This is a genomic window from Streptomyces solicavernae, from assembly GCF_029968095.1.
In the GTDB taxonomy this organism is placed as follows: domain Bacteria; phylum Actinomycetota; class Actinomycetes; order Streptomycetales; family Streptomycetaceae; genus Streptomyces; species Streptomyces solicavernae.
The window spans coordinates 112006-135864 of sequence record NZ_JASCIR010000004.1; the positions used below are offsets into that span (position 1 = coordinate 112006).

The window sequence follows — 23859 nt, forward strand, 5'->3', positions numbered from 1 at the left end:
ACTGCGTAGATCAGCAAGGGTAGCGGAGCCGCAGCCGCCCCCGACTCCGGGCGGCCCTAACTCCCGGCCCGTACAGCCGAGATGTCGAACTGCAGCCGCACCTTCTCGCTCACCATCGTGCCGCCCGCCGCGAGGCGCTGGTTGTAGACCAGGCCCCACTCGGTGCGGTCGATGGTGGTGGTCCCGTCGAAGCCCGCGCGCTCGTAGCCGAAGGGGTCCATGACCGAGCCGAGGTAGTCGAGCTGCAGGTCGACGGGCCGGGTCACGTCGCGGATGGTGAGGTCGCCCGTCATACGGAAGCTCTCCCCGCCCTCGTGCACGGCCGAACTGGAGCGGAACGCCATCTCCGGGAAGCGGTTCGCGTCGAAGAAGTCCGTGCCTACGAGATGCGCGTCCCGCTGTTCGACCCCGGTGTCGACGCTCCCGACGCGGATGACGAGTTCGGCCCGCGACTCGGAGGGCCGGTCCCCGTCGAAGTAGAGCGCGCTGTCGTAGTCGGCGAACGCACCCCGCACGGTCGTGACCATCGCGTGCCGCACGGAGAACCCGATCCGGCTGTGCGGCCCGTCGATCGTCCAGTGCCCGGTCAGCGCACGGAGCGCAGGATCGAGCGCGACCCCGCCACCACCGGCCGGCGGACCGGCGACCGGAGTCCGCTCGACGGTGGCGCTCTGACGACGGCTGAAGATGCCCATGAGGCCGTACTCTCCTTCGAGTTGGTCACTCCGTGTTATCACGGCCCGGTAACCGCCCCTCAGCGAGATGGGCGCCCTCGTCCGGCTTCCATGCCCCCGCCTGCAAACAAGCACAAGATCGGCAAGATGTGTACGCACCCTCGGGCGCGCGGGCATCACGCAGGGTGATGGGTCGTGGGCGAGTGGGGGATGTGGGTGGCCGGTCGGGCAAAGAAAAAGACCCCGCCTCAGCAAAACCGCTGAGTACGGGGTCTACAGGCACCTCGTCCAAGGTGCCCCCGGCAGGATTCGAACCTGCGCACACGGCTCCGGAGGCCGTTGCTCTATCCCCTGAGCTACGGGGGCGTGTCCACCGCGGCAGGCGCGGCGACGGGTAGAACCCTACCAGCTTCGCGGGGGTGGCCAGGAACGGGTATTTCCGGGGGTGGGCAGGGGGTTCGGCAGGGGGGTCGGCGCCTCCCCCGGGGTGAGGCGGAGGCCGTGTGCCGCTGCCGGGCGGAAGTGGGGAAAACCCGGACGCGGGGCGCCTTGCGGTCCTACTCTCAAGTTGTGCCAGGGGCGTTGGGCCGGGTCCTTGTCGTCGACGACAACAAGGTGATCCGGCAGCTGATCAGGGTCAATCTCGAAGTTGAGGGCTTCGAGGTCGTGACCGCGGCCGACGGTGCCGAGTGCCTGGACGTCGTTCAGCAGGTGCGCCCCGATGTGATCACCCTCGACGTCGTGATGCCCCGGCTCGACGGGCTCCGCACCGCCGCGCGGCTGCGCTCCGAACCCTCGACGCAGGACGTGCCCGTCGCGATCGTCAGCGCCTGCACGCGGTACGAGGTGGAGAGCGGCCTCGCCGTAGGGGTCGACGCATTCCTGAGCAAGCCCTTCGAACCGGCCGAACTCCTCGGAGTCGTAAGGCAGCTGTGCCGGAACGGACGGCGGCCCGGGGTCAGGTCCGGGCGCATGGGGGAGCGCGCCGAAGAGGCCGGCGGGCGCACGCGCCGCTGAGGTGCGGGAACGGGCGGGCCGTCCACATCGCAAGAAGACGGCGAAACCGGTTCGCCTACCCACCCCCCTCCTCCCATACGCTTGTCCCGTGACCCCCGCCGAGCTCTCCCGAACCGTGCTGCGCGTCGTGCGCCGTGCTGCCGAGGATGAGCAGCTGAGCGTGGTCGTGCCCGCACGCGTAGTGGTCGAGCGGCCGCGGCCCGGCGGGCGCGGGGACTTTGCCTCCAATGTCGCGCTGCAGCTCGCGGGCCAGGCCGGACGCCCGCCGCGCGAGGTCGCCGAGGTGCTGAGCGCCGCGCTCGTACGCGAGCCGGGCATCGCCGGAGTCGAGATCACCGGGCCCGGCTTTCTGAACTTCACCCTGGACGGCGCGGGCGGCTCCCCTCTCGTACGGGACGTCCTCGCGCAGGGCGCGGCCTACGGACACGGGGACGCGCTCGCCGGGCGGGATTTCGCCTTCGCGCCGGTGGACGAGGTGCGCGCCGGGATCGTCACCGACGGTGTCGTACGGCTGCTTCGGGCGCTCGGCGCGCGGGCCGGGGTCGTGCCCGGGGGAGACCACACGCTGCGCGTCGCGCCCGTACCGCGCAGTGCGGGCGATGTGTTCGAGCGGTTCGGTGCCGACGCCGCCCGCTGGGCCCTGCTGAGCGCCCCGCCCCAGGAGACCCCGCGCTTCCCGGCCGCGCTGCTCGCCCAGACCGAGGACAACCCGCTGTTCCGCGTCCGGTACGCGCATGCGCGGGTGCGGGCCCTGCTCCGTAACGCCGCCGAGCTCGGGTTCGCCCCCGAGGCGGGGGACGCGGACGGCCCGCTGCTCGCCTTCCTCGCCGACCATCCCTCCGTACTCGAAGCCGCCGCCCACCACCGCGCCCCCGACCGGCTCGCGCGGCACCTCGTGGGCGGGGCCGATGCCGTACTCGCGTACCAGCACACCGTCCTGCCGCTCGGCGACGAGAAACCCTCGGCCGCCCACCGTGCCCGGCTCGCGCTCGCCGAAGCCGCCGGGACGGTGCTCGCCGGCGGCCTGACCCTGCTCGGCATCAGCGCCCCCGAACATCTGTGAGAGAGACCGCATCATGAGCCGTTCCGCACACCCCGCCGGGCCCCGCCACGCCGATGTCCTGCCCGAGGGCCACTGGACCGCGCCGCCCGCCGACCTCAACGCCCTCGACCCGAAGGTCTGGTCGCGCACCGTCGAGCGCGCCGCCGAGGGCGCCGTCAGCGTCGGCGGCATCGAGGTCGCCCGGCTCGCCGAGGAGTTCGGCACCCCGGCGTACTTCCTCGACGAGGACGACTTCCGGGCCCGCTGCCGCGCCTGGCGGGACGCCTTCGGCACCGAGGCCGACGTGTTCTACGCCGGGAAGGCCTTCCTGTCCCGGGCCATCGTGCGCTGGCTGCAGGAGGAAGGGCTCAACCTCGACGTCTGCTCCGCCGGCGAGCTCACCACCGCCCTCGCCGCGGGCATGCCCGCCGAGCGGATCGCGTACCACGGCAACAACAAGAGCCCCGAGGAGATCGAGCGGGCCGTCGAGGCGGGCGTCGGGCGGATCGTGCTCGACTCCTTCCAGGAGATCGTGCGGGTCGCGCACACCGCCGAGCGGCTCGGCAAGCGGCAGCGCGTGCAGATCCGTGTGACGGTCGGCGTCGAGGCGCACACCCACGAGTTCATCGCCACCGCCCACGAGGACCAGAAGTTCGGCATCGCCCTCGCGGGCGGTCAGGCCGCCGAAGCCGTACGACGGGCGCTCAAGCTGGACGGCCTCGAACTGACCGGCATCCACTCGCACATCGGCTCGCAGATCTTCGACATGGCCGGCTTCGAGGTCTCCGCCCGGCGCGTCGTGCAGCTCCTCGCCGAGGTGCGGGACGAGCACGGCGTCGAGCTGCCGGAAATCGACCTCGGCGGCGGGCTCGGCATCGCGTACACGAGCGACGACGACCCGCGTGAGCCGCACGAGATCGCCAAGGCGCTGAGCGAGATCGTGACGCGGGAGTGCGAGTCCGCCGGGCTCGCCACGCCCCGCATCTCCGTCGAGCCGGGCCGCGCCATCGTCGGCCCGACCGCCTTCACCCTCTACCGCGTCGGCACCGTCAAGCCGCTCGAAGGACTGCGCACGTACGTGTCCGTCGACGGCGGCATGTCCGACAACATCCGCACCGCGCTCTACGACGCCGAGTACACCGTGGCCCTGGTGTCGCGCCGCTCCGACGCCGAGCCGATCCTTGTCCGGGTGGTCGGCAAGCACTGCGAGAGCGGTGACATCGTGGTGAAGGACGCGTTCCTGCCCGCCGACCTGGCGCCCGGCGACCTGATCGCCGTGCCCGCGACGGGCGCGTACTGCCGCTCCATGGCGAGCAACTACAACCACGCGCTGCGCCCGCCGGTCGTCGCCGTCAGGGACGGCGAGGCCCGAGTGATCGTGCGGCGTGAGACGGAGGAGGATCTCCTGCGTCTGGACGTCGGATGACCGAGGTCCGGCGGGGCGGGACCGACCGCCCCGTGAAATTTCCGTCTCACAATCCGGACGTAGGGTAGAAACTCCGTTCCGGTGGGTGAGACTGGTCCAACCGTAGATGTAATGAGAAGTGAGGTCGGATGATGCGTACGCGTCCGCTGAAGGTCGCGCTGCTTGGCTGCGGGGTTGTCGGCTCCGAGGTGGCGCGCATCATGACGACGCACGCCGACGACCTGGCGGCCCGGATCGGCGCCCCCGTCGAGCTGGCGGGCGTGGCCGTCCGCCGCCCCGACCGGGTGCGCGAGGGCATCGACAAGTCCCTGATCACCACCGACGCCACGGCGCTCGTCAAACGCGGCGACCTGGACGTCGTGGTCGAGGTCATCGGCGGCATCGAGCCCGCGCGCACGCTGATCACCACCGCCTTCGAGCACGGCGCCTCGGTCGTCTCCGCCAACAAGGCGCTGCTCGCCCAGGACGGCGCGGCCCTGCACGAGGCCGCCGACGAGCACGACCGCGATCTGTACTACGAGGCCGCCGTCGCCGGTGCCATCCCGCTGATCCGCCCGCTGCGCGAGTCCCTCGCCGGCGACAAGATCAACCGTGTCATGGGCATCGTCAACGGCACCACCAACTTCATCCTCGACAAGATGGACTCGACCGGCGCCGGCTACCAGGAGGCCCTGGACGAGGCCACCGCGCTCGGGTACGCCGAGGCCGACCCGACGGCCGACGTCGAGGGCTTCGACGCCGCCGCCAAGGCCGCGATCCTGGCCGGCATCGCCTTCCACACGCGCGTGCGTCTGGACGACGTGTACCGCGAGGGCATGTCCGAGGTCACCGCCGCCGACTTCGCGTCCGCGAAGGAAATGGGCTGCACCATCAAGCTGCTCGCGATCTGCGAGCGCGCCGCCGACGGCGAGTCCGTCACCGCCCGCGTGCACCCCGCGATGATCCCGCTCAGCCACCCGCTCGCCTCGGTCCGCGAGGCGTACAACGCGGTGTTCGTGGAGTCCGACGCGGCCGGCCAGCTGATGTTCTACGGCCCCGGCGCGGGCGGCGCCCCCACCGCCTCCGCGGTCCTCGGCGACCTCGTGGCCGTCTGCCGCAACAAGCTCGCCGGCGCCACCGGGCCCGGCGAATCCGCGTACACCCGACTGCCCGTGAGCCCCATGGGCGAGGTCGTGACGCGGTACCACATCAGCCTCGACGTGGCCGACAAGCCGGGCGTGCTCGCCCAGGTGGCGACGGTCTTCGCCGAGCACGGCGTATCGATCGATACGGTGCGCCAGCAGGGCAAGGACGGCGAGGCATCGCTCGTCGTCGTCACCCACCGCGCCGCGGACGCCGCCCTCACCGGCACCGTCGACGCTCTGCGGCAGCTCGACACCGTGCGTGGTGTCGCCAGCATCATGCGTGTTGAAGGGGAGTAAGGAAGCCATGACCGCCATCCGAACCGGCGCCCACCAGTGGCGCGGGATCATCGAGGAGTACCGCGACCGTCTCCCCGTCACCGAGACGACGCCCGTGGTCACGCTCGGCGAGGGCGGCACTCCGCTCGTCCACGCAGAGGCGCTGTCCGAACTCACCGGCTGCGAGGTGCACCTGAAGGTCGAGGGCGCCAACCCCACCGGTTCGTTCAAGGACCGCGGTATGACCATGGCCATCACCAAGGCCAAGGAGGAGGGCGCCAAGGCCGTCATCTGCGCCTCCACCGGCAACACCTCCGCCTCCGCCGCGGCGTACGCGGGCAAGGCCGGCATGGTCAGCGCCGTCCTCATCCCGCAGGGCAAGATCGCCATGGGCAAGCTCGGCCAGGCCCTGGTGCACGGCGCCAAGATCCTCCAGGTCGACGGCAACTTCGACGACTGCCTGGTGCTCGCCCGCGGCCTGAGCGAGAACTACCCGGTGGCGCTGGTCAATTCGGTCAACCCGGTCCGCATCGAGGGCCAGAAGACCGCCGCGTTCGAGATCGTGGACCGCCTCGGCGACGCCCCCGACATCCACGTCCTGCCCGTCGGCAACGCCGGCAACATCACGGCCTACTGGCGCGGGTACAAGGAGTACGCGGCCGACGGCCTCAGCTCGCACACGCCGCGCATGTGGGGCTTCCAGGCCTCCGGTTCGGCGCCGATCGTGCGCGGCGAGGTCGTCAAGGACCCGTCGACGATCGCCACCGCGATTCGCATCGGCAACCCCGCCTCCTGGGCCTTCGCCGAGGCCGCGCGGGACGAGTCGGGCGGCTTCATCGACGAGGTGACCGACCGTCAGATCCTGCGTGCCTACAAGCTGTTGGCCTCCCGCGAGGGCGTCTTCGTGGAGCCCGCGTCGGCCGCCTCCGTCGCCGGTCTGCTGAAGGCCGCCGAGGACGGCAGGCTCGACAAGGGGCAGCGCATCGTCTGCACGGTCACGGGCAACGGCCTGAAGGACCCGGACTGGGCCGTCGCCGGCGCCCCCCAGCCCGTCACCGTCCCGGTCGACGCCGCGGCCGCCGCCGAGCGCCTCGGCCTGGCCTGACGCCTGGCACAACTGCCGGTGTGAACGGCGCCTGTTGGGGGCATCCCTTCGAGCGGGTGCCCCTGCGGGCGGATGTCTCAGGGCATAACCCGCATTCCCTGACAGGGGGTGCACAGGGGGCTTACGACACGCATCGTGCGCCTCCTGTGCGCCCTGTGTCGCCACTGAACCTTCCTTCGATAGGCTGTACCGAACCCGCCTGCCGCATATGCCGCGGTGCCGCCGGTAGCGGCCTTCGGGTATTTCCGTAACTCAGTCGTTTCCCTTGCGAGAGCACGAACTCGCAGTTCAACAAGGAGAGTCATCGAGCGATGGCCGGTCCCGCATTCCGCGCCGCCGCCGTCCGGGTGCGCGTCCCCGCCACCAGCGCCAACCTCGGCCCGGGCTTCGACGCCCTCGGCCTGTCGCTGGGTCTGTACGACGACGTCGTAGTCCGGGTGGCCGATTCCGGTCTGCACGTCGACATCGCAGGCGAGGGCTCCGACACCCTCCCGCGCGACGAGAAGCATCTGCTCGTACGCTCCCTGCGCACCGCCTTCGACCTGCTCGGCGGCCAGCCCCGCGGCCTTGAGGTGGTCTGCGCCAACCGCATTCCGCACGGCCGCGGCCTCGGCTCCTCGTCCGCCGCGATCTGCGCCGGCATCGTCGCCGCGCGGGCCGTGACCATAGGGGGTGACGTCAAGCTGGACGACACCGCGCTGCTCGAACTCGCCACGGAGATCGAGGGGCACCCCGACAACGTCGCCGCCTGCCTGCTCGGCGGCTTCACGCTCTCCTGGATGGAGGGCGGATCGGCGCGCGCGATCAGGATGGACCCCGCCGATTCCGTCGTTCCGGTGGTTTTCGTACCGGGCAAGCCGGTCCTCACCGAGACCGCCCGCGGACTGCTCCCGCGCACCGTCCCGCACGTCGACGCCGCGGCCAACGCGGGCCGGGCCGCCCTGCTCGTCGAGGCGCTCACCCGGCGCCCCGAGCTGCTGCTCGCGGCCACCGAGGACCGGCTGCACCAGGAGTACCGCGCCCCCGCCATGCCGTCGAGCGTCGCCCTGGTGGAGCGGCTGCGCGCGGACGGGGTCCCCGCGGTCATCTCCGGCGCGGGCCCGACGGTCCTGGCGCTGGCGGAGAGCAGCACGGCCGACAAGGTCGCCACGCTCGCGGGCGAGGGCTGGGCGGCCAACCGCCTCGCCCTCGACGCTACGGGCGCGAGCGTGCTGCCGCTTGCGCCCTGATACGCGAATGCCGGAGCAAGAGAGGGGGAATATTTGTTGGATCCGGTAGTGTTAACCTCAAGTCTGCACCCGAGCCCTGATGGGCGTGGTGCCTCGTGTCCCTGTCAGGTAAGCAGGGGACAGACCTTCTTCCGGGAGCCCCCGAACTGTTCGATGGCACGCATCGAGCGGCACTGAGCACGCTCCGGAGTCGGTGCGACCGATCCGAGTGACACAGCACGAACCGGTGTCACGGATTCGGGAAGCGCCGTCATCAATGAATTCTTCCGCCACTTCCGGCGGGACCACCGCCCCGGCAGGTCCGCACCACACAGGCACCCGCCGGACAGCACAACCGGTCGCCGAGCCAGACAGGCCGACGTCCGCTCCAGGGAAGGACCCTTCGTGAGCGACACCACCGATCTGATGGGCGTGACTGCCGACAACGCGGTCGACACCGCCGGCGCGCCCGCCACGGACGCCTCTGCCGCGCCTGCCACCGGTGCTTCGGCCGGCACGCGGCGGCGCCGCGGCACCGGCCTTGAGGGCATGGTGCTGGCCGAGCTTCAGCAGGTCGCATCGGGCCTCGGGATCAGGGGCACCGCGCGGATGCGCAAGAGCCAGCTGATCGACGTCATCAAGGAGGCCCAGGCCGCCGGAGGCTCCGCCCCCGCCAAGTCGACGGGTGACGCCGAGACCAAGCCCAAGCGCCGGGCCACCTCCAAGGCCCGTACCGGCGAGACCGAGAGCGCCGGCAAGGCGCCGCAGGCCGAGAAGGCCGAGAAGCCCGCCAAGACGGAGAAGTCTCAGAAGGCGGAGAAGGCCGAGAAGCCCGCCGCCCAGCAGCAGATCGACATCCCGGGCCAGCCGGCCTCCGACGACGCCCCCGCAGGTGAGCGCCGCGGCCGCCGTCGCGCCACCGCCGAGGCCGGCGCCCCCGAGGGCCAGGCCGAGTCGAAGCCCGAGGCGAAGACCGAGGCCGCGGACTCCCGTTCCGAGCGCGCCGAGGGCGCCGCGGACAGCGCCGAGGGCCGCGGCCGTGACCGCGACCGCGGTGACCGCGGCAACCGCCGCGACCGCGGCAACCGCCGCAACAAGGGCGACGACCAGGGTGGCCAGGGCGGCGGCCAGGGCCGTCAGCAGCAGGGCGGCGGCGGCCGTCAGGACCGTCGGGCCGATGAAGACGGGGACGAGTTCGAGGGCGGCCGGCGCGGTCGCCGCGGCCGCTACCGCGACCGCCGTGGCCGTCGCGGCCGTGACGACGCGGGCGAGCCGCAGCTGTCCGAGGACGACGTCCTGATCCCCGTCGCGGGCATCCTGGACATCCTCGACAACTACGCGTTCATCCGTACGTCCGGCTACCTGCCCGGCCCGAACGACGTGTACGTCTCCCTCGCCCAGGTCCGCAAGAACGGTCTGCGCAAGGGCGACCACGTCACCGGCGCCGTGCGCCAGCCCAAGGACGGCGAGCGGCGCGAGAAGTTCAACGCGCTCGTCCGCCTCGACTCCGTGAACGGCATGGCGCCCGAAACCGGCCGCGGCCGCCCGGAGTTCAACAAGCTGACGCCCCTGTACCCGCAGGAGCGGCTGCGCCTGGAGAACGAGCCCGGCGCCCTGTCGACCCGGATCATCGACCTCGTGTCGCCGATCGGCAAGGGCCAGCGCGGTCTGATCGTGGCCCCGCCGAAGACCGGCAAGACCATGATCCTGCAGGCCATCGCCAACGCGATCACGCACAACAGCCCCGAGTGTCACCTCATGGTCGTCCTCGTCGACGAGCGGCCCGAGGAAGTCACCGACATGCAGCGGTCGGTGAAGGGCGAGGTCATCTCCTCGACCTTCGACCGTCCCGCCGAGGACCACACCACCGTCGCCGAGCTGGCCATCGAGCGCGCCAAGCGCCTCGTCGAGCTGGGTCACGACGTGGTCGTCCTGCTCGACTCGATCACCCGCCTCGGCCGTGCGTACAACCTCGCGGCCCCGGCCTCCGGGCGCATCCTGTCCGGTGGTGTCGACTCGACCGCGCTGTACCCGCCGAAGCGCTTCTTCGGTGCCGCGCGGAACATCGAGGACGGCGGCTCGCTGACCATCCTGGCCACCGCGCTCGTCGAGACCGGCTCGCGCATGGACGAGGTGATCTTCGAGGAGTTCAAGGGCACCGGCAACATGGAGCTCAAGCTCGACCGGAAGCTCTCGGACAAGCGCATCTTCCCGGCCGTCGACGTCGACGCCTCCTCCACCCGCAAGGAGGAAATCCTCCTGAACGGTGAGGAGTTGAGCATCGTCTGGAAGCTGCGCCGGGTGCTGCACGCGCTCGACTCGCAGCAGGCGATCGAGCTGCTTCTCGACAAGATGAAGCAGACGAAGTCGAACGCCGAGTTCCTGATGCAGATCGCCAAGACCACGCCCACCCCGGGCAACGGCAACGACTGACCGGGTCCAGCGGACCCTCGGAAGTCCCGCCTCGTCACGATGGTGACCAGGCGGGACTTTCTTTGTGCGGGGCCCGCTGCCCCGAGACCTTTCCCACAGCTCAGCGCCCCCTCGGGACGGCCCCTCAAGGCCCGCTCCGTACCGCGACCGTGCAGGTGAGAGCGGTTACCCGGACGGGCGCGAAAGGACGGTTCCCGGGCAGCTCGGGCCCTTCGGCCTTACGGAGCGCTTAACGCCCTGTGCAACCCTTTTTCGGGATTCGACGTCTGACCAGTGGATGCACCAAAGCGCCGCGTAAAGGTGGCGTCGAGCCGTCAGACCCTGAGAGCAGGGGGTACCCGACGACCGAGGACTGAGGAGCACATGGCCGACGAGAGCGACGATCCCGGTACGGTGCAGCGCCGACGCGACAAGGGCGCCACCGGAACGCGCCGCAAGCGCCGGGGGCGCAGCAAGGCCCTGGCAGTCACCGCCTGGGCCGCGGCCTCCGTGGTGCTCGCCGGAGGCATCGGCCTCGGCTACGTCTACTTCAAGCTGAACGGCAACATCAACGGCGTCGACATCAACGCCGCGCTCGGCACCGACCGGCCCGACGACGTCGACAACGGCTCGATGGACATCCTCGTCCTCGGCTCCGACTCCCGCGACGGCGCCAACTCCAAGTACGGCGGCGCCGGGCAGGAGGGCGCCCGCTCGGACACCGCGATGGTCGTGCACGTCTACGAGGGCCACAAGAAGGCAAGCGTGGTCTCCATCCCCCGCGACACCCTGGTCACCAGGCCGGCGTGCACGACGGAGGCCGGGACGAGAGACCCCGGCGGGCCGCACCACATGTTCAACGAGTCGTACTCGGTGGGCGGCCCCGCCTGCGCGGTGAAGACCGTCGAGAAGATGTCCGGCATCCGCATGGACCACTATCTGGAGGTCGACTTCACCGGCTTCAAGAAGCTCATCGACGAGCTCGGCGGCGTGGACGTCACCACCGAGAAGGCCATCTCCGACCCGGACAGCCACCTGAACCTGGCGGCCGGCACCCACACCCTCGACGGCGAGCAGGCCCTCGGCCTGGTCCGCACCCGGCACGCGGTGGGCGACGGCGGCGACCTCGGCCGCATACAGCTCCAGCAGGCCTTCATCAAGGCGCTGCTCGACCAGATCAAGGACGTCGGCGTCTTCACCAGCCCGAAGAAGCTGTACGACCTCGCGGACACGGCCACCAGGACGGTCACCACCGACTCCGAGCTGGACGACGTCAAGAGCCTGATCGGCTTCGCCAACAGCCTCAAGGGCATCGAGTCGAACGACATGAAGATGGTGACGCTCCCCGTCACGTACGACCCGAACGACCCGAACCGCGTCCTGCCGCTGGAGCCGCAGGGCAAGCAGGTCTGGGCCGCCCTGCGCGCCGACCGGCCGATCCCCGCCTCCGCGACGAAGGGCTCGGCGGGCGACAAGGGGGAGGCGGGCACCGTGGTGAGCAGCAAGTAGCGCGCGGGCCGACAGTGCGGGACAGCGCTGGGAATAACCCGCCCCCACCCCCCGTTTTGGGGGATGCGGCCCAGTCCTGGCAGACTGGTACGTCGGCCCCGGTTCACGCACCCGCATCCCGCGTCTGCGACCCGGCGCCCTCCCGGAACTAGGAGACACCTTGAAGCGCGACATTCACCCCGAGTACGTCGAGACCCAGGTCAGCTGCACCTGCGGCGCGTCGTTCACCACCCGCAGCACGATCTCCAGCGGCACCGTCCGCGCCGAGGTCTGCTCCGAGTGCCACCCGTTCTACACGGGCAAGCAGAAGATCCTCGACACCGGTGGCCGCGTGGCCCGCTTCGAGGCCCGCTTCGGCAAGGCCGCCGGCTCCGCCAAGAAGTAGCGAGCCACAGCGCCGGTCCTCGGTCGCTCCCGCCCGGGGCGACGAGGACCGGCGTTTTTGGTCGTTCCCTTCCCTTTTACGTACACAGGAGCCCGGAGATGTTCGAGGCGGTCGAGGACCTGATCGGTGAGCACGCCGATCTTGAGAAGCAGCTCGCCGACCCTTCGGTCCACGCGGACCAGGCAAACGCGCGCAAGCTCAACAAGCGCTACGCCGAGCTGACCCCGATCGTCGGCACGTACCGCTCCTGGAGGCAGACCGGGGACGACATCGAGACGGCCCGTGAACTGGCCGCAGACGACCCGGAGTTCGCCGCCGAGGTCAAGGAGCTTGAGGAGCAGCGCGAGGAGCTCACCGAGAAGCTGCGCCTGCTGCTCGTGCCGCGCGACCCGTCCGACGACAAGGACGTCCTCCTGGAGATCAAGGCGGGCGCGGGCGGTGACGAGTCGGCGCTGTTCGCCGGCGACCTCCTTCGGATGTATCTGCGGTACGCGGAGCGCATCGGCTGGAAGACCGAGATCATCGACTCCACCGAGTCCGAGCTCGGCGGCTACAAGGACGTCCAGGTCGCCGTCAAGACCAAGGGCGGCCAGACCCCCGAACCGGGGAACGGCGTCTGGGCGCGGATGAAGTACGAGGGCGGGGTGCACCGCGTGCAGCGGGTGCCGTCGACCGAGTCGCAGGGCCGCATCCACACCTCCGCCGCCGGCGTGCTCGTCACGCCCGAGGCCGAGGAGGTCGACGTCGAGATCCACGCCAACGACCTGCGGATCGACGTGTACCGCTCGTCCGGCCCCGGCGGCCAGTCCGTCAACACCACGGACTCCGCCGTACGCATCACGCACATCCCGACCGGTGTCGTGGCCTCCTGCCAGAACGAGAAGTCCCAGCTGCAGAACAAGGAGCAGGCGATGCGTATCCTGCGCTCCAGGCTGCTCGCCGCGGCGCAGGAGGAGGCCGAGTCCAAGGCCGCCGACGCCCGCCGCAGCCAGGTCCGCACGGTCGACCGCTCCGAGAAGATCCGTACGTACAACTTCCCGGAGAACCGGATCTCCGACCACCGGGTGGGCTTCAAGGCGTACAACTTGGACCAGGTGCTCGACGGCGACCTGAACGCGGTCATCCAGGCCTGCGTCGACGCGGACTCCGCGGCGAAGCTCGCGGCCGCGCAGTAAGCCCCCTCGCATACGAACTCCGGAGGACGAGCGTGCAGCGATCATTTGGGGAGCGACCCCCAAGCCCCCGCAGCGTGCTGCTCGCGGAAGTGGCCCAGGCCACCCAGCGGCTTGCCGACGCCGGCGTGCCCTCGCCGCGTTTCGACGCGGAGGAGCTCGCCGCCTTTGTGCACGGCGTGAAGCGGGGCGAACTGCACCACGTCAAGGACGCCGACTTCGACGCCCGCTACTGGGAGGCCGTCTCCCGCCGCGAGGCCCGCGAGCCGCTCCAGCACATCACCGGCCGTGCCTTCTTCCGCTACCTCGAACTCCAGGTGGGTCCCGGGGTGTTCGTGCCGCGGCCGGAGACCGAGTCGGTGGTCGGCTGGGCCATAGACGCGGTCCGCGCGATGGACGTGGTCGAGCCGCTGATCGTCGACCTGTGCACGGGCTCCGGTGCGATCGCCCTCGCCCTGGCCCAGGAGGTGCCGCGCTCTCGGGTGCACGCCGTGGAGCTGTCCGAGGACGCGCTGCGGTGGACCCGTAAGAACGTCGAGGGGACGAGGGTCCGGCTGCACCGGGGGGACGCGCTGACCGCGCTGCCGGACCTGGACGGCCAGGTGGACCTGGTGATCTCCAACCCGCCGTACATCCCGCTCACCGAGTGGGAGTACGTCGCCCCGGAGGCCCGCGACCACGACCCGGAGCTGGCGCTGTTCTCCGGCGAGGACGGGCTCGACACCATCCGCGGCCTGGAGCGCACCGCGCACCGGCTGCTCCGCCCCGGCGGCGTCGTCGTCATCGAGCACGCCGACACCCAGGGCGGCCAGGTCCCCTGGATCTTCACCGAGGAACGGGGCTGGGCCGATGCGGCCGACCACCCCGACCTGAACAACCGGCCGCGCTTCGCGACCGCCCGCAAGGCGCTGCCGTGACGGCGCAACCACCGCAGAACACCGAGAAGCTGTACGCGTACGAGGAGGCTCGCTCAATGGCACGGCGATACGACACGAACGACGCGACGGACCGCGTGACGGGTCTGCGCGAGGCCGCGTCCGCCGTTCGCCGCGGCGAGCTGGTCGTGCTGCCCACCGACACGGTCTACGGAATCGGCGCGGACGCCTTCTCCTCGGAGGCCGTGGCGGACGTGCTCGCCGCCAAGGGGCGGGGCCGCAACATGCCCACGCCCGTGCTCATCGGCTCCCCGAACACGCTGCACGGCCTGGTCACGGACTTCTCCGAGATGGCCTGGGAGCTCGTCGACGCGTTCTGGCCGGGCGCCCTCACCCTGGTCGCCAAGCACCAGCCGTCGCTGCAGTGGGACCTCGGGGACACCCGCGGCACCGTCGCGATCCGGATGCCGCTGCACCCCGTCGCGATCGAGCTGCTCACCGAGGTCGGCCCGATGGCGGTGACCTCGGCGAACCTCACCGGGCACCCGGCGCCGGAGAACTGCGACGACGCGCAGGAGATGCTGGGCGACTCCGTCTCCGTCTACCTGGACGGCGGGCCGACGCCCGGCATCGTGCCCTCCTCCATCGTGGACGTCACCGGCAAGGTGCCCGTACTCCTTCGCGCGGGCGCGCTCGACGCCGACGAGCTCCGCAAGGTGGTACCCGACCTTGAGGTGGCCAATTGACGGCCCCCGAGGGGCGTGGCATAGCGAGCTTCCCCGAAACGTTTCCCGGCGCCTTCGCCGGTCCGACGGACAGCTTCCGCATCCTCCACGTCAGCACCGGCAACGTCTGCCGCTCGCCGATCACCGAGCGGCTGAACCGTCATGCCCTGGCCCACCGCCTCGGCGACCTCGACACCCGCGGCCTGATCGTGGAGAGCGCGGGCACCTGGGGGCACGAGGGCGCCGCGATGGAGACCAACGCGGCGGCGGTCCTCTCCGACTTCGGGGCGGACTCCACCGGCTTCATCGGCCGCGAACTGCTCGACGAGCACGTCATCCGCGCCGACCTGGTCCTCACCGCCACCCGTGACCACCGCGCGCAGGTCGTCTCGATGGGCCACAGCGCGGGGCTTCGCACGTTCACCCTGAAGGAGTTCACGCGGCTCGTCCGCGCCATAGATCCGGCGACCCTGCCCGATCCCCTCGACGACGGCGTGGTGGAGCGGGCCAGGGCGCTCGTACGGGCCGCGGCGGCGCTGCGCGGCTGGCTGCTCGCGCCGAGCGCGGAGGCGGACGAGGTGCACGATCCGTACGGCGCCCCGCTGCCGTTCTTCCGCTCCATCGGCGACGAGATCAACCAGGCGCTGGACCCGGTCGTCACGGCGCTCACGGGGGTACCGGCGGCGGGGTTGCCGGCGTAGGACGGAAACGGGCCGCAGGGGGCCGGGGATGCGCACGCCGGGCGGGGCGCCGGTGGTCGGCCTAGATTGGGACCCAGGACCCTCTCCCCGCCGGAGCCGATGATGCCGGTCACCACCGCGGCCGCCGCCGCCACCGCCCCCGCCCTCGGGCCCGATGTCGACGCCCTGCGCCGCCAGGACCCCGAGCTGGCGGAGATCCTGCTCGCCGAGCTGGAACGCCAGTCGACCGGCCTGCAGTTGATCGCCGCCGAGAACTTCACCTCGCCCGCCGTCCTCACCGCGCTCGGCTCACCCCTCGCGAACAAGTACGCCGAGGGCTACCCCGGCGCCCGCCACCACGGCGGCTGCGAGTTCGTCGACGTCGCCGAGCGCATCGCCGTGGACCGCGCCAAGGCCCTGTTCGGCGCCGAGCACGCCAACGTACAGCCGCACTCCGGCTCCTCCTCGGTGCTCGCCGCGTACGCCGCGCTGCTTCGCCCCGGCGACACGGTCCTCGCGATGGGCCTGCCGCACGGCGGTCACCTCACGCACGGCTCGCCCGCGAACTTCTCCGGCCGCTGGTTCGAGTTCGTCGGCTACGGCGTCGACGCCGAGAGCGGCCTCATCGACTACGAGCAGATCCTCGCCCTCGCCCGCGCGCACAAGCCGAAGGCCGTGGTCTGCGGCTCGATCTCGTACCCGCGCCACCTCGACTACTCCGCCTTCCGGGACATCGCCGACGACGTGGGCGCGTACCTGATCGCCGACGCCGCCCACCCCATGGGCCTGGTCGCCGGGGGAGCGGCGCCCAGCCCGGTGCCGTACGCGGACGTGGTGTGCGCCACCACCCACAAGGTGCTGCGCGGCCCGCGCGGCGGCATGCTGCTGTGCGGGTCCGACCTCGCGGAGCGCATCGACCGCGCCGTGTTCCCGTTCACGCAGGGCGGCGCCCAGATGCACACGATCGCCGCGAAGGCCGTCGCGTTCGGCGAGGCGGCGGCCCCGGCGTTCACGACGTACGCGCACAAGGTGGTCGCCAACGCCCGTGCCCTGGCCGAGGAGTTGACCAGGCGCGGCCTGCTGATCACCACCGGCGGCACCGACACCCACCTGCTCACCGCGGACACCGGCCGCTTCGCCCTCGACGCCCGCACCGCCCGCGGCCGCCTCGCCGCAGCCGGCCTGGTCCTCGACACCTGCGCGCTGCCGCACGGCGACGTCCGCGGACTGCGCCTGGGCACGGCGGCCGTCACCACGCAGGGCATGGGCCAGGAGGAGATGACGCGGATCGCGGAGCTGTTCGCGGCGGCCCTGCACTCGGACGCGGAGCCCGGCCGGCTGCGCGGCGAGGTGCGGGAGCTCGTACGACGGTTTCCGCCCTATCCGGGATGACCCGCCCGCACCGGGCCGGATGACGTCCCCCTGTCAGGCTGGATAACGCGCCATCCGGCTGGATAACGCGCCCAGGTCCGGCTGGATAACGCGCCTCGCGCGGGCCGTACGCCTCCGGATCCGGGGTAGGCGCAGCGAGGTGGACCGGTACTCGTGCAACCATCGTCGCTACCCGGAAGTCCTCAACCATATGCGCGCGAAGCTAGGGTGTGGGGCTGAGATGGCCAGCGATACCTGTGGGGAAGCCCGTGCGTGAATATCTGCTGACGCTCTGCGTCACGGCAGCGGTCACCTATCTACTGACCGGGCCGGTGCGGAAGTTCGCCATCGTCGCCGGGGCGATGCCGGAGATCCGCGCGCGTGACGTGCACCGGGAACCGACCCCGCGGCTCGGCGGCATCGCGATGTTCTTCGGCCTGTGCGCGGGCCTGCTCGTCGCGGACCACCTGCAGAACCTCAACGAGGTCTTCGAGAACTCCAACGAGCCTCGCGCGCTGCTCTCCGGCGCCGCCGTCATCTGGCTGATCGGTGTCCTGGACGACAAGTTCGAGATCGACGCCCTGATCAAGCTGGGCGGCCAGATGATCGCCGCGGGCGTGATGGTCATGCAGGGTCTGACGATCCTGTGGCTGCCGGTCCCCGGTGTGGGATCCGTCTCCCTCAGCGACCAGCAGGGCACGCTCCTGACGGTCGCCCTGGTCCTGATCACCATCAACGCCGTGAACTTCGTCGACGGCCTCGACGGCCTCGCGGCAGGCATGGTCTGCATCGCCGCCGCGGCGTTCTTCCTGTACGCGTACCGCATCTGGTTCTCGTACGGCATCGAGTCGGCCGCCCCGGCCACCCTGTTCGCGGCGATCCTGATGGGCATGTGCCTGGGCTTCCTGCCGCACAACATGCACCCCGCGCGGATCTTCATGGGCGACTCCGGCTCGATGCTGATCGGCCTGGTCCTCGCGGCCGGCGCGATCTCCATCACGGGCCAGGTGGACCCGGACGCGATGAACCTGTTCGCCGGCTCGGAGCGCTCCGCGGTGCACCAGACGGTGCCGGTCTACATCCCGCTGCTGCTGCCCCTGACGATCATCGCGGTGCCCGCGGCGGACCTGATCCTCGCGGTGGTACGCCGCACCTGGCGCGGGCAGTCGCCCTTCGCGGCGGACCGGGGCCACCTGCACCACCGGCTCCTGGAGATCGGCCACTCGCACAGCCGGGCGGTCCTGATCATGTACTTCTGGTCGGCGCTCATCGCCTTCGGCGCCCTGGCGTACTCGGTGCACTCGGCGTCCATGTGGATCGTCCTGGTGGTCGTCGTGCTGAGCTTCGTGGGCCTGGTCCTGCTGCTCCTGCCGCGCTTCACGCCGCGTACGCCGCGCTGGATGGACGCGTTCGTGCCACCTCGGTACCGGAGGGGGCGGGGGGCCGCGGAGGCTGTGGGGGCGGCGGAGTCCGCCGAAGCCGCCGAAGCCGCCGAGCCGTCCGGGGACGCCGGTGAACCGGCCTCGGATGCGGCCGCCGCACGGCGGCCTGCGGTACGCGGCGGGGGCTCCACGGCGATCGGCGGCCGCTCCCGTTACCCGGAAGAAACATCCACGCCGGACCACTCCCGCGTCTAGCCGCCGCCAAACAGTGCCAATAGCAGACAAGTCGGGCGTATGCGCGCGCAGACGCGCGCATTAACTCTCATGTGTGACGGCTGGCACACCCGGTGGGTAAAGACCTCATCAAATAGTTTGTGATACCGTTCACGAGATCCCGGGGTAGGGCCGAAGGACCGTAGTGCGACGGTCGCTTGGCACCAAGGAGCTCTCCGTTCCCGGGCTTACGCTCGTCCATGACGACAACTCGTCCCCTTCTGTAGTAAGTGGAGCTGCCGCCATGCAGTCCAATGACGCCCGAACTCTCGTGCCCATCGTCGTGCCCACCGTCGCCGTCGGCGCCATCGCCGCCGTCGTCAGTGGAATCGTCGCGGGTGGCGAGGGAGCGATCGGCGCCGTCGTCGCGACCGCGGTGGTGTGCCTCTTCATGGGGCTCGGGATTCTCGGCCTCCAGTTCACCGCCAAGCACTTTCCGCACCTGTTCCAGGCGATGGGACTCGTGCTCTATGTCGTGCAGTTGCTGGTGCTGTTCGTGTTCGTCGCCGTCTTCAAGGACACCACTCTCTTCAACCCGAAGACTTTCGCCGTGACCATCATCGTCGCGGCGGTGGCCTGGGTAGCCGCACAGGCCCGTGCCCACCTCAAGGCGAAGATTTTCTACGTCGACCCCGACTCTTCGGACAGCTCGAAGAACGAGAAGTCGGGGTCCTCGTCATGAGGGGTAGGGCCGGGATAAAGAGCCGTAAGAACTCCTGCTATCGTCCGGTGCCAACTGCGGCACTGCGGGCGCGGGCAACTGAGCTGACGCCTGCTTCATCGCGAGGCTCAACGCCTGATAGCCGCCCCCATATCCGAAACACCAGACCGGTGCCGACTCGCGGCTGCACGCCGCGCCGACACAACGAGGTTGCCGTACTTATGCGTCACGCCGAAGGAGCCCGCGGTGAGTGCTGACCAGACCCAGCTCGCCTTTGACTGGAGCTGCCGCATCATGTCCGACAACGGATGTGGCTTCCCGGCGCCGGGCCTGCACTCATTCCTTTTCCAGCCGATCTTCACCGTCGCCGGCTTCGAGTTCAACAAGGTGATGCTGCTCGCCCTGATCGCGACCGGCGTCGTGGTCACTTTCTTCACCCTCGCCTTCGGCAAGGCGAAGGTGGTCCCGGGCAAGCTGCAGCTCGCCGCCGAGGCCGGATACGACTTCGTACGCCGCGGAATCGTCTACGAGACGCTGGGCAAGAAGGAGGGCGAGAAGTTCGTCCCCCTGATGGTCTCGCTGTTCTTCTTCATCTGGATCATGAACATCTGGTCCGTGATTCCGCTGGCCCAGTTCCCGGTGGGATCGATCATCGCCTACCCGGCCGTGCTCGCCGCCATCGTGTACCTGATCTGGGTGCCGCTGACCTTCAAGCGCCACGGCTTCGTCGGCGGCTGGAAGAACATCACCGGATACGACGCCTCGCTCGGGCCGGTGAAGTGGCTCGTCTCGGCGATCGAGTTCTTCTCGAACCTGCTGGTCCGCCCCTTCACCCACGCGGTCCGGCTCTTCGCCAACATGTTCGCCGGTCACCTGATGCTGGTGATGTTCACCGTCGCCTCCTGGTACCTGCTGAACAGCTGGATGATTCCGGCGGCCGGCGTGTCCTTCGCCATGACGATGGCCATGATCGTCTTCGAACTTTTCGTGCAGGCCGTCCAGGCGTACGTCTTCGTGCTGCTTGCCTGCTCGTACCTTCAGGGCGCGCTCGCCGAGCACCACTGAGCCAACCCGCCCGCACCACCCCCAGATCGCCCGGTGGCCAACCCCCACCGGTCCTTGAAAGAGAAGGAAGTAACGGCATGTCCGCGACCATCGAACTCGCCGCCGTCACCGGATCCCTCGGTTCCATCGGCTACGGCCTCGCCGCCATCGGCCCCGGCATCGGCGTCGGCATCGTGTTCGGTAACGGCACGCAGGCCCTGGCCCGTCAGCCCGAGGCCGCCGGCCTGATCCGCGCCAACCAGATCCTCGGCTTCGCCTTCTGTGAGGCGCTCGCCCTCATCGGCATCGTTCTGCCGTTCGTCTACGGCAAGTGAGCTGAGCCCTCACTGACCACGTTTCGACGAAAGGCACTGACGTGATCGACAGCATGATTCAGCTGGCGGCCGGGGAAGAGCAGAACCCGCTCATCCCGCCCGGCCCCGAGCTGCTCGTCGGCACCATCGCCTTCGCCATCGTCTTCTTCTTCTTCTGGAAGAAGCTCCTCCCGAACATCAACAAGGTTCTGGAGCAGCGCAGGGAAGCGATCGAAGGCGGCATTGAGAAGGCCGAGGCCGCCCAGACCGAGGCCCAGAGCGTCCTTGAGCAGTACAAGGCCCAGCTCGCCGAGGCCCGGCACGAGGCCGCGCGGCTGCGCCAGGAGGCGCAGGAGCAGGGCGCCACGCTCATCGCCGAGATGCGCGCCGAGGGCCAGCGGCAGCGTGAGGAGATCATCGCTGCCGGCCACGCGCAGATCGCCGCGGACCGCAAGGCTGCCTCGCAGTCGCTGCGTCAGGACGTCGGCCAGCTGGCCACCACCCTGGCCGGCAAGCTCGTCGGCGAGTCCCTTGAGGACCACGCCCGGCAGAGCCGCACCATCGACCGCTTCCTTGACGAGCTTGAGGAGAAGGCCGAGGCCGCGCGATGAACGGAGCGAGCCGCGAGGCACTGGCCGCCGCACGTGAGCGTCTCGACGCGCTGACCGACAACACGTCGGTGGACGCGACCGCGCTCGCGGACGAGCTGGCCGCCGTCACCGCGCTGCTCGACCGCGAGGTGTCGCTGCGTCGGGTCCTGACCGACCCGGCGCAGGCCGCTGAGGCGAAGGCCGAGCTCGTGGGCCGGGTACTCGGTGGACAGGTCTCCGCCGAGACCGCCGATCTGGTGGCCGGCGTCGTCCGCTCCCGCTGGTCGCAGTCGCGTGACCTGGTCGACGCCCTTGAGGAACTGGCCGACGTGGCCGACCTCACCGCCGCGCAGCGTGCCGGCAAGCTCGACAACGTCGAGGACGAGCTGTTCCGCTTCGGGCGGATCGTCTCCTCAAGCACCGAGCTGCGGGCCGCGCTGACCAGCCGTACCGCCGCCGGAACGGCCAAGGGCGAGCTGCTGCGCAGCCTGCTCGGCGGCCGCGCGGAGGCCACGACGGAGCGACTGGTCGCACGCCTGGTGACCCACCCGCGGGGACGTAGCCTGGAAGCGGGACTTGAGTCCCTGTCCAAGCTGGCCGCGGACCGCCGGGACCGCACGGTCGCGATCGTCACCTCGGCCGTCCCGCTGTCCGACGGACAGAAGCAGAAGCTGGCGGGTTCGCTGGCGAAGCTGTACGGGCGCCAGATGCACCTCAACCTCGACGTGGACCCCGAGGTCCTCGGCGGGATCAGGGTGCAGGTGGGCGATGAGGTCATCAACGGCTCCATCGCGGACCGGCTCGAAGACGCGAGCCGCCGGATGGCCGGCTGACGGCCACACGGTCGACCTGGGCGTAACGCTCGGCGAATCAACTCAACAAGCATGACTACGGCCCGAGTTGGGTCGTGCAGACAGTTTTTCTGGGGGGCGCCCCCAGACCCCCAAGAAAACTTCGGGCCCAACAAGGAGAGCAGGGAACCCAGATGGCGGAGCTCACGATCCGGCCGGAGGAGATCCGGGACGCGCTGGAGAACTTTGTCCAGGCGTACAAGCCGGACGCGGCCTCGCGCGAGGAGGTCGGTACGGTCACCCTGGCCGGCGATGGCATCGCGAAGGTCGAGGGCCTGCCCTCGGCCATGGCCAACGAGCTGCTGAAGTTCGAGGACGGCACCCTCGGTCTCGCTCTGAACCTCGAAGAGCGCGAGATCGGTTCGATCGTCCTCGGCGAGTTCAGCGGAATTGAAGAGGGCCAGTCGGTCTCCCGTACCGGCGAGGTCCTGTCGGTCGCCGTCGGCGAGGGCTACCTCGGCCGTGTCGTCGACCCGCTCGGCAACCCGATCGACGGCCTCGGCGAGATCGAGACCACCGGCCGCCGCGCCCTTGAGCTGCAGGCCCCCACGGTCATGGACCGCAAGTCGGTGCACGAGCCGATGGAGACCGGCTACAAGGCCGTCGACGCGATGACCCCGATCGGCCGTGGTCAGCGTCAGCTGATCATCGGTGACCGCCAGACCGGCAAGACCGCCCTGGCCGTCGACACGATCATCAACCAGCGCGACAACTGGCGCTCGGGCGACGTGAACAAGCAGGTCCGCTGCATCTACGTCGCCATCGGTCAGAAGGGCTCGACCATCGCCTCCGTGCGTGGTGCCCTCGAAGAGGCCGGCGCCCTTGAGTACACGACGATCGTCGCCGCCCCGGCGTCCGACCCGGCGGGCTTCAAGTACCTGGCCCCCTACACCGGTTCGGCCATCGGCCAGCAGTGGATGTACGAGGGCAAGCACGTCCTCATCATCTTCGACGACCTCTCGAAGCAGGCCGACGCCTACCGCGCCGTGTCCCTGCTGCTCCGCCGCCCGCCGGGCCGTGAGGCCTACCCGGGCGACGTCTTCTACCTGCACTCCCGCCTCCTGGAGCGCTGCGCCAAGCTCTCCGACGAGATGGGCAAGGGCTCGATGACCGGTCTGCCGATCGTCGAGACCAAGGCGAACGACGTGTCGGCGTTCATTCCGACCAACGTCATCTCCATCACCGACGGCCAGTGCTTCCTGGAGTCGGACCTGTTCAACGCCGGTCAGCGCCCCGCGCTGAACGTCGGTATCTCCGTCTCCCGAGTCGGTGGTTCCGCGCAGCACAAGGCGATGAAGCAGGTCTCCGGCCGCCTCCGCGTGGACCTCGCCCAGTTCCGTGAGCTGGAGGCGTTCGCCGCCTTCGGTTCCGACCTGGACGCCGCGTCGAAGGCCCAGCTGGAGCGCGGTCAGCGCATGGTCGAGCTGCTCAAGCAGGCTCAGTACCAGCCGATGCCGACCGAGGACCAGGTCGTCTCCGTCTGGGCCGGCACCACCGGCAGGATGGACGACGTGCCGGTCGCCGACATCCGCCGCTTCGAGCGCGAGCTCCTGGACCACCTGCACCGCAAGGAGCAGGGCCTGATGACCTCCATCAAGGAGGGCGGCAAGATGTCCGACGACACCCTCACGGCCGTCGCGGACGCCATCGCGGAGTTCAAGAAGCAGTTCGAGACCTCCGACGGCAAGCTGATCGGCGAGGACGCTCCGGCAGCCGTCGACGTCTCCAAGTGACGACGGAAGG

The 23859-nt window shown here is 70.2% G+C and carries 22 protein-coding genes and 1 tRNA gene; 21 read left to right on the top strand and 2 right to left on the bottom strand.

Translation table 11 applies throughout. From position 1 onward, the window contains the following. Positions 1-56: 56 nt before the first annotated feature. Both QIS99_RS07145 and QIS99_RS07150 read right to left on the bottom strand, forming a co-directional pair. The gene (locus tag QIS99_RS07145) at positions 57-695 is read right to left on the bottom strand and encodes a YceI family protein (protein WP_282511610.1); all 639 of its coding nucleotides are present in this window, start codon (positions 693-695) and stop codon (positions 57-59) included. A 273-nt stretch (positions 696-968) separates the two neighbouring features. After that, positions 969-1040: transfer RNA gene (locus QIS99_RS07150), tRNA-Arg, on the bottom strand. A gap of 156 nt (positions 1041-1196) precedes the next feature. Here QIS99_RS07150 and QIS99_RS07155 point away from each other — a divergent pair. From QIS99_RS07155 to atpA, 21 genes are all read left to right on the top strand, one after another. Beyond that, on the top strand, positions 1197-1691 hold the full coding sequence (locus QIS99_RS07155; RefSeq protein ID WP_282511612.1) for a response regulator: 495 nt from the start codon (positions 1197-1199) through the stop codon (positions 1689-1691). A gap of 88 nt (positions 1692-1779) precedes the next feature. Next, a complete protein-coding gene (gene nrtL, locus QIS99_RS07160; protein WP_282511614.1) occupies positions 1780-2754 on the top strand; it encodes an ArgS-related anticodon-binding protein NrtL in 975 nt (324 codons plus the stop codon). Positions 2755-2767: 13 nt separating this feature from the next. Further along, the gene (gene lysA, locus QIS99_RS07165; RefSeq protein ID WP_282511616.1) at positions 2768-4159 is read left to right on the top strand and encodes a diaminopimelate decarboxylase; all 1392 of its coding nucleotides are present in this window, start codon (positions 2768-2770) and stop codon (positions 4157-4159) included. 131 nt (positions 4160-4290) lie between these two features. Continuing rightward, positions 4291-5580, top strand: a complete 1290-nt coding sequence (locus QIS99_RS07170; RefSeq protein ID WP_282511961.1) for a homoserine dehydrogenase — start codon at positions 4291-4293, stop codon at positions 5578-5580. A 7-nt stretch (positions 5581-5587) separates the two neighbouring features. Next, positions 5588-6664, top strand: a complete 1077-nt coding sequence (gene thrC, locus QIS99_RS07175; protein WP_282511618.1) for a threonine synthase — start codon at positions 5588-5590, stop codon at positions 6662-6664. Positions 6665-6975: 311 nt separating this feature from the next. Beyond that, positions 6976-7893, top strand: a complete 918-nt coding sequence (thrB, locus tag QIS99_RS07180; RefSeq protein ID WP_282511620.1) for a homoserine kinase — start codon at positions 6976-6978, stop codon at positions 7891-7893. Between the two features lie 384 nt (positions 7894-8277). Beyond that, a complete protein-coding gene (gene rho / locus QIS99_RS07185) occupies positions 8278-10305 on the top strand; it encodes a transcription termination factor Rho (protein WP_282511622.1) in 2028 nt (675 codons plus the stop codon). 363 nt (positions 10306-10668) lie between these two features. Continuing rightward, positions 10669-11793 (top strand): LCP family protein, encoded by a 1125-nt coding sequence (locus QIS99_RS07190; protein WP_282511624.1) that lies wholly within the window; start codon positions 10669-10671, stop codon positions 11791-11793. Between the two features lie 160 nt (positions 11794-11953). Beyond that, entirely contained in the window at positions 11954-12178 is a 225-nt protein-coding gene (gene rpmE, locus QIS99_RS07195) for a 50S ribosomal protein L31 (RefSeq protein ID WP_055696813.1), read from the top strand. 98 nt (positions 12179-12276) lie between these two features. Next, positions 12277-13353 (top strand): peptide chain release factor 1, encoded by a 1077-nt coding sequence (gene prfA, locus QIS99_RS07200; RefSeq protein WP_282511632.1) that lies wholly within the window; start codon positions 12277-12279, stop codon positions 13351-13353. Positions 13354-13385: 32 nt separating this feature from the next. Continuing rightward, positions 13386-14267: a peptide chain release factor N(5)-glutamine methyltransferase gene (gene prmC, locus QIS99_RS07205; protein WP_282511634.1), complete on the top strand. Its 882-nt coding sequence runs from the start codon at positions 13386-13388 to the stop codon at positions 14265-14267. 56 nt (positions 14268-14323) lie between these two features. Continuing rightward, complete coding sequence (locus QIS99_RS07210; protein WP_282511636.1) at positions 14324-14971, top strand: L-threonylcarbamoyladenylate synthase; 648 nt, start codon at positions 14324-14326, stop codon at positions 14969-14971. After that, positions 14968-15651: an arsenate reductase/protein-tyrosine-phosphatase family protein gene (locus QIS99_RS07215; RefSeq protein WP_282511638.1), complete on the top strand. Its 684-nt coding sequence runs from the start codon at positions 14968-14970 to the stop codon at positions 15649-15651. The genes QIS99_RS07210 and QIS99_RS07215 overlap by 4 nt, the downstream gene beginning before the upstream one ends. Positions 15652-15753: 102 nt before the next feature. Further along, positions 15754-17022: a serine hydroxymethyltransferase gene (locus QIS99_RS07220; protein WP_282511640.1), complete on the top strand. Its 1269-nt coding sequence runs from the start codon at positions 15754-15756 to the stop codon at positions 17020-17022. A gap of 248 nt (positions 17023-17270) precedes the next feature. Further along, on the top strand, positions 17271-18638 hold the full coding sequence (locus QIS99_RS07225) for an MraY family glycosyltransferase (RefSeq protein ID WP_282511642.1): 1368 nt from the start codon (positions 17271-17273) through the stop codon (positions 18636-18638). Positions 18639-18900: 262 nt separating this feature from the next. Further along, a complete protein-coding gene (locus tag QIS99_RS07230) occupies positions 18901-19338 on the top strand; it encodes a hypothetical protein (RefSeq protein ID WP_282511644.1) in 438 nt (145 codons plus the stop codon). A gap of 273 nt (positions 19339-19611) precedes the next feature. Then, a complete protein-coding gene (atpB, locus tag QIS99_RS07235) occupies positions 19612-20382 on the top strand; it encodes a F0F1 ATP synthase subunit A (RefSeq protein WP_282511963.1) in 771 nt (256 codons plus the stop codon). A 77-nt stretch (positions 20383-20459) separates the two neighbouring features. Next, positions 20460-20696: an ATP synthase F0 subunit C gene (atpE, locus tag QIS99_RS07240; protein ID WP_282511646.1), complete on the top strand. Its 237-nt coding sequence runs from the start codon at positions 20460-20462 to the stop codon at positions 20694-20696. Between the two features lie 53 nt (positions 20697-20749). Next, entirely contained in the window at positions 20750-21286 is a 537-nt protein-coding gene (locus tag QIS99_RS07245) for a F0F1 ATP synthase subunit B (protein ID WP_408909504.1), read from the top strand. Next, the gene (locus tag QIS99_RS07250; protein ID WP_282511650.1) at positions 21283-22098 is read left to right on the top strand and encodes a F0F1 ATP synthase subunit delta; all 816 of its coding nucleotides are present in this window, start codon (positions 21283-21285) and stop codon (positions 22096-22098) included. Before QIS99_RS07245 ends, QIS99_RS07250 begins: the two co-directional genes overlap by 4 nt. A 152-nt stretch (positions 22099-22250) precedes the next feature. Continuing rightward, positions 22251-23849 carry a F0F1 ATP synthase subunit alpha gene (gene atpA, locus QIS99_RS07255; RefSeq protein WP_282511652.1) on the top strand — a complete coding sequence of 533 codons (1599 nt, stop codon included), beginning with the start codon at positions 22251-22253 and terminating at the stop codon, positions 23847-23849. Positions 23850-23859: the final 10 nt, after the last annotated feature.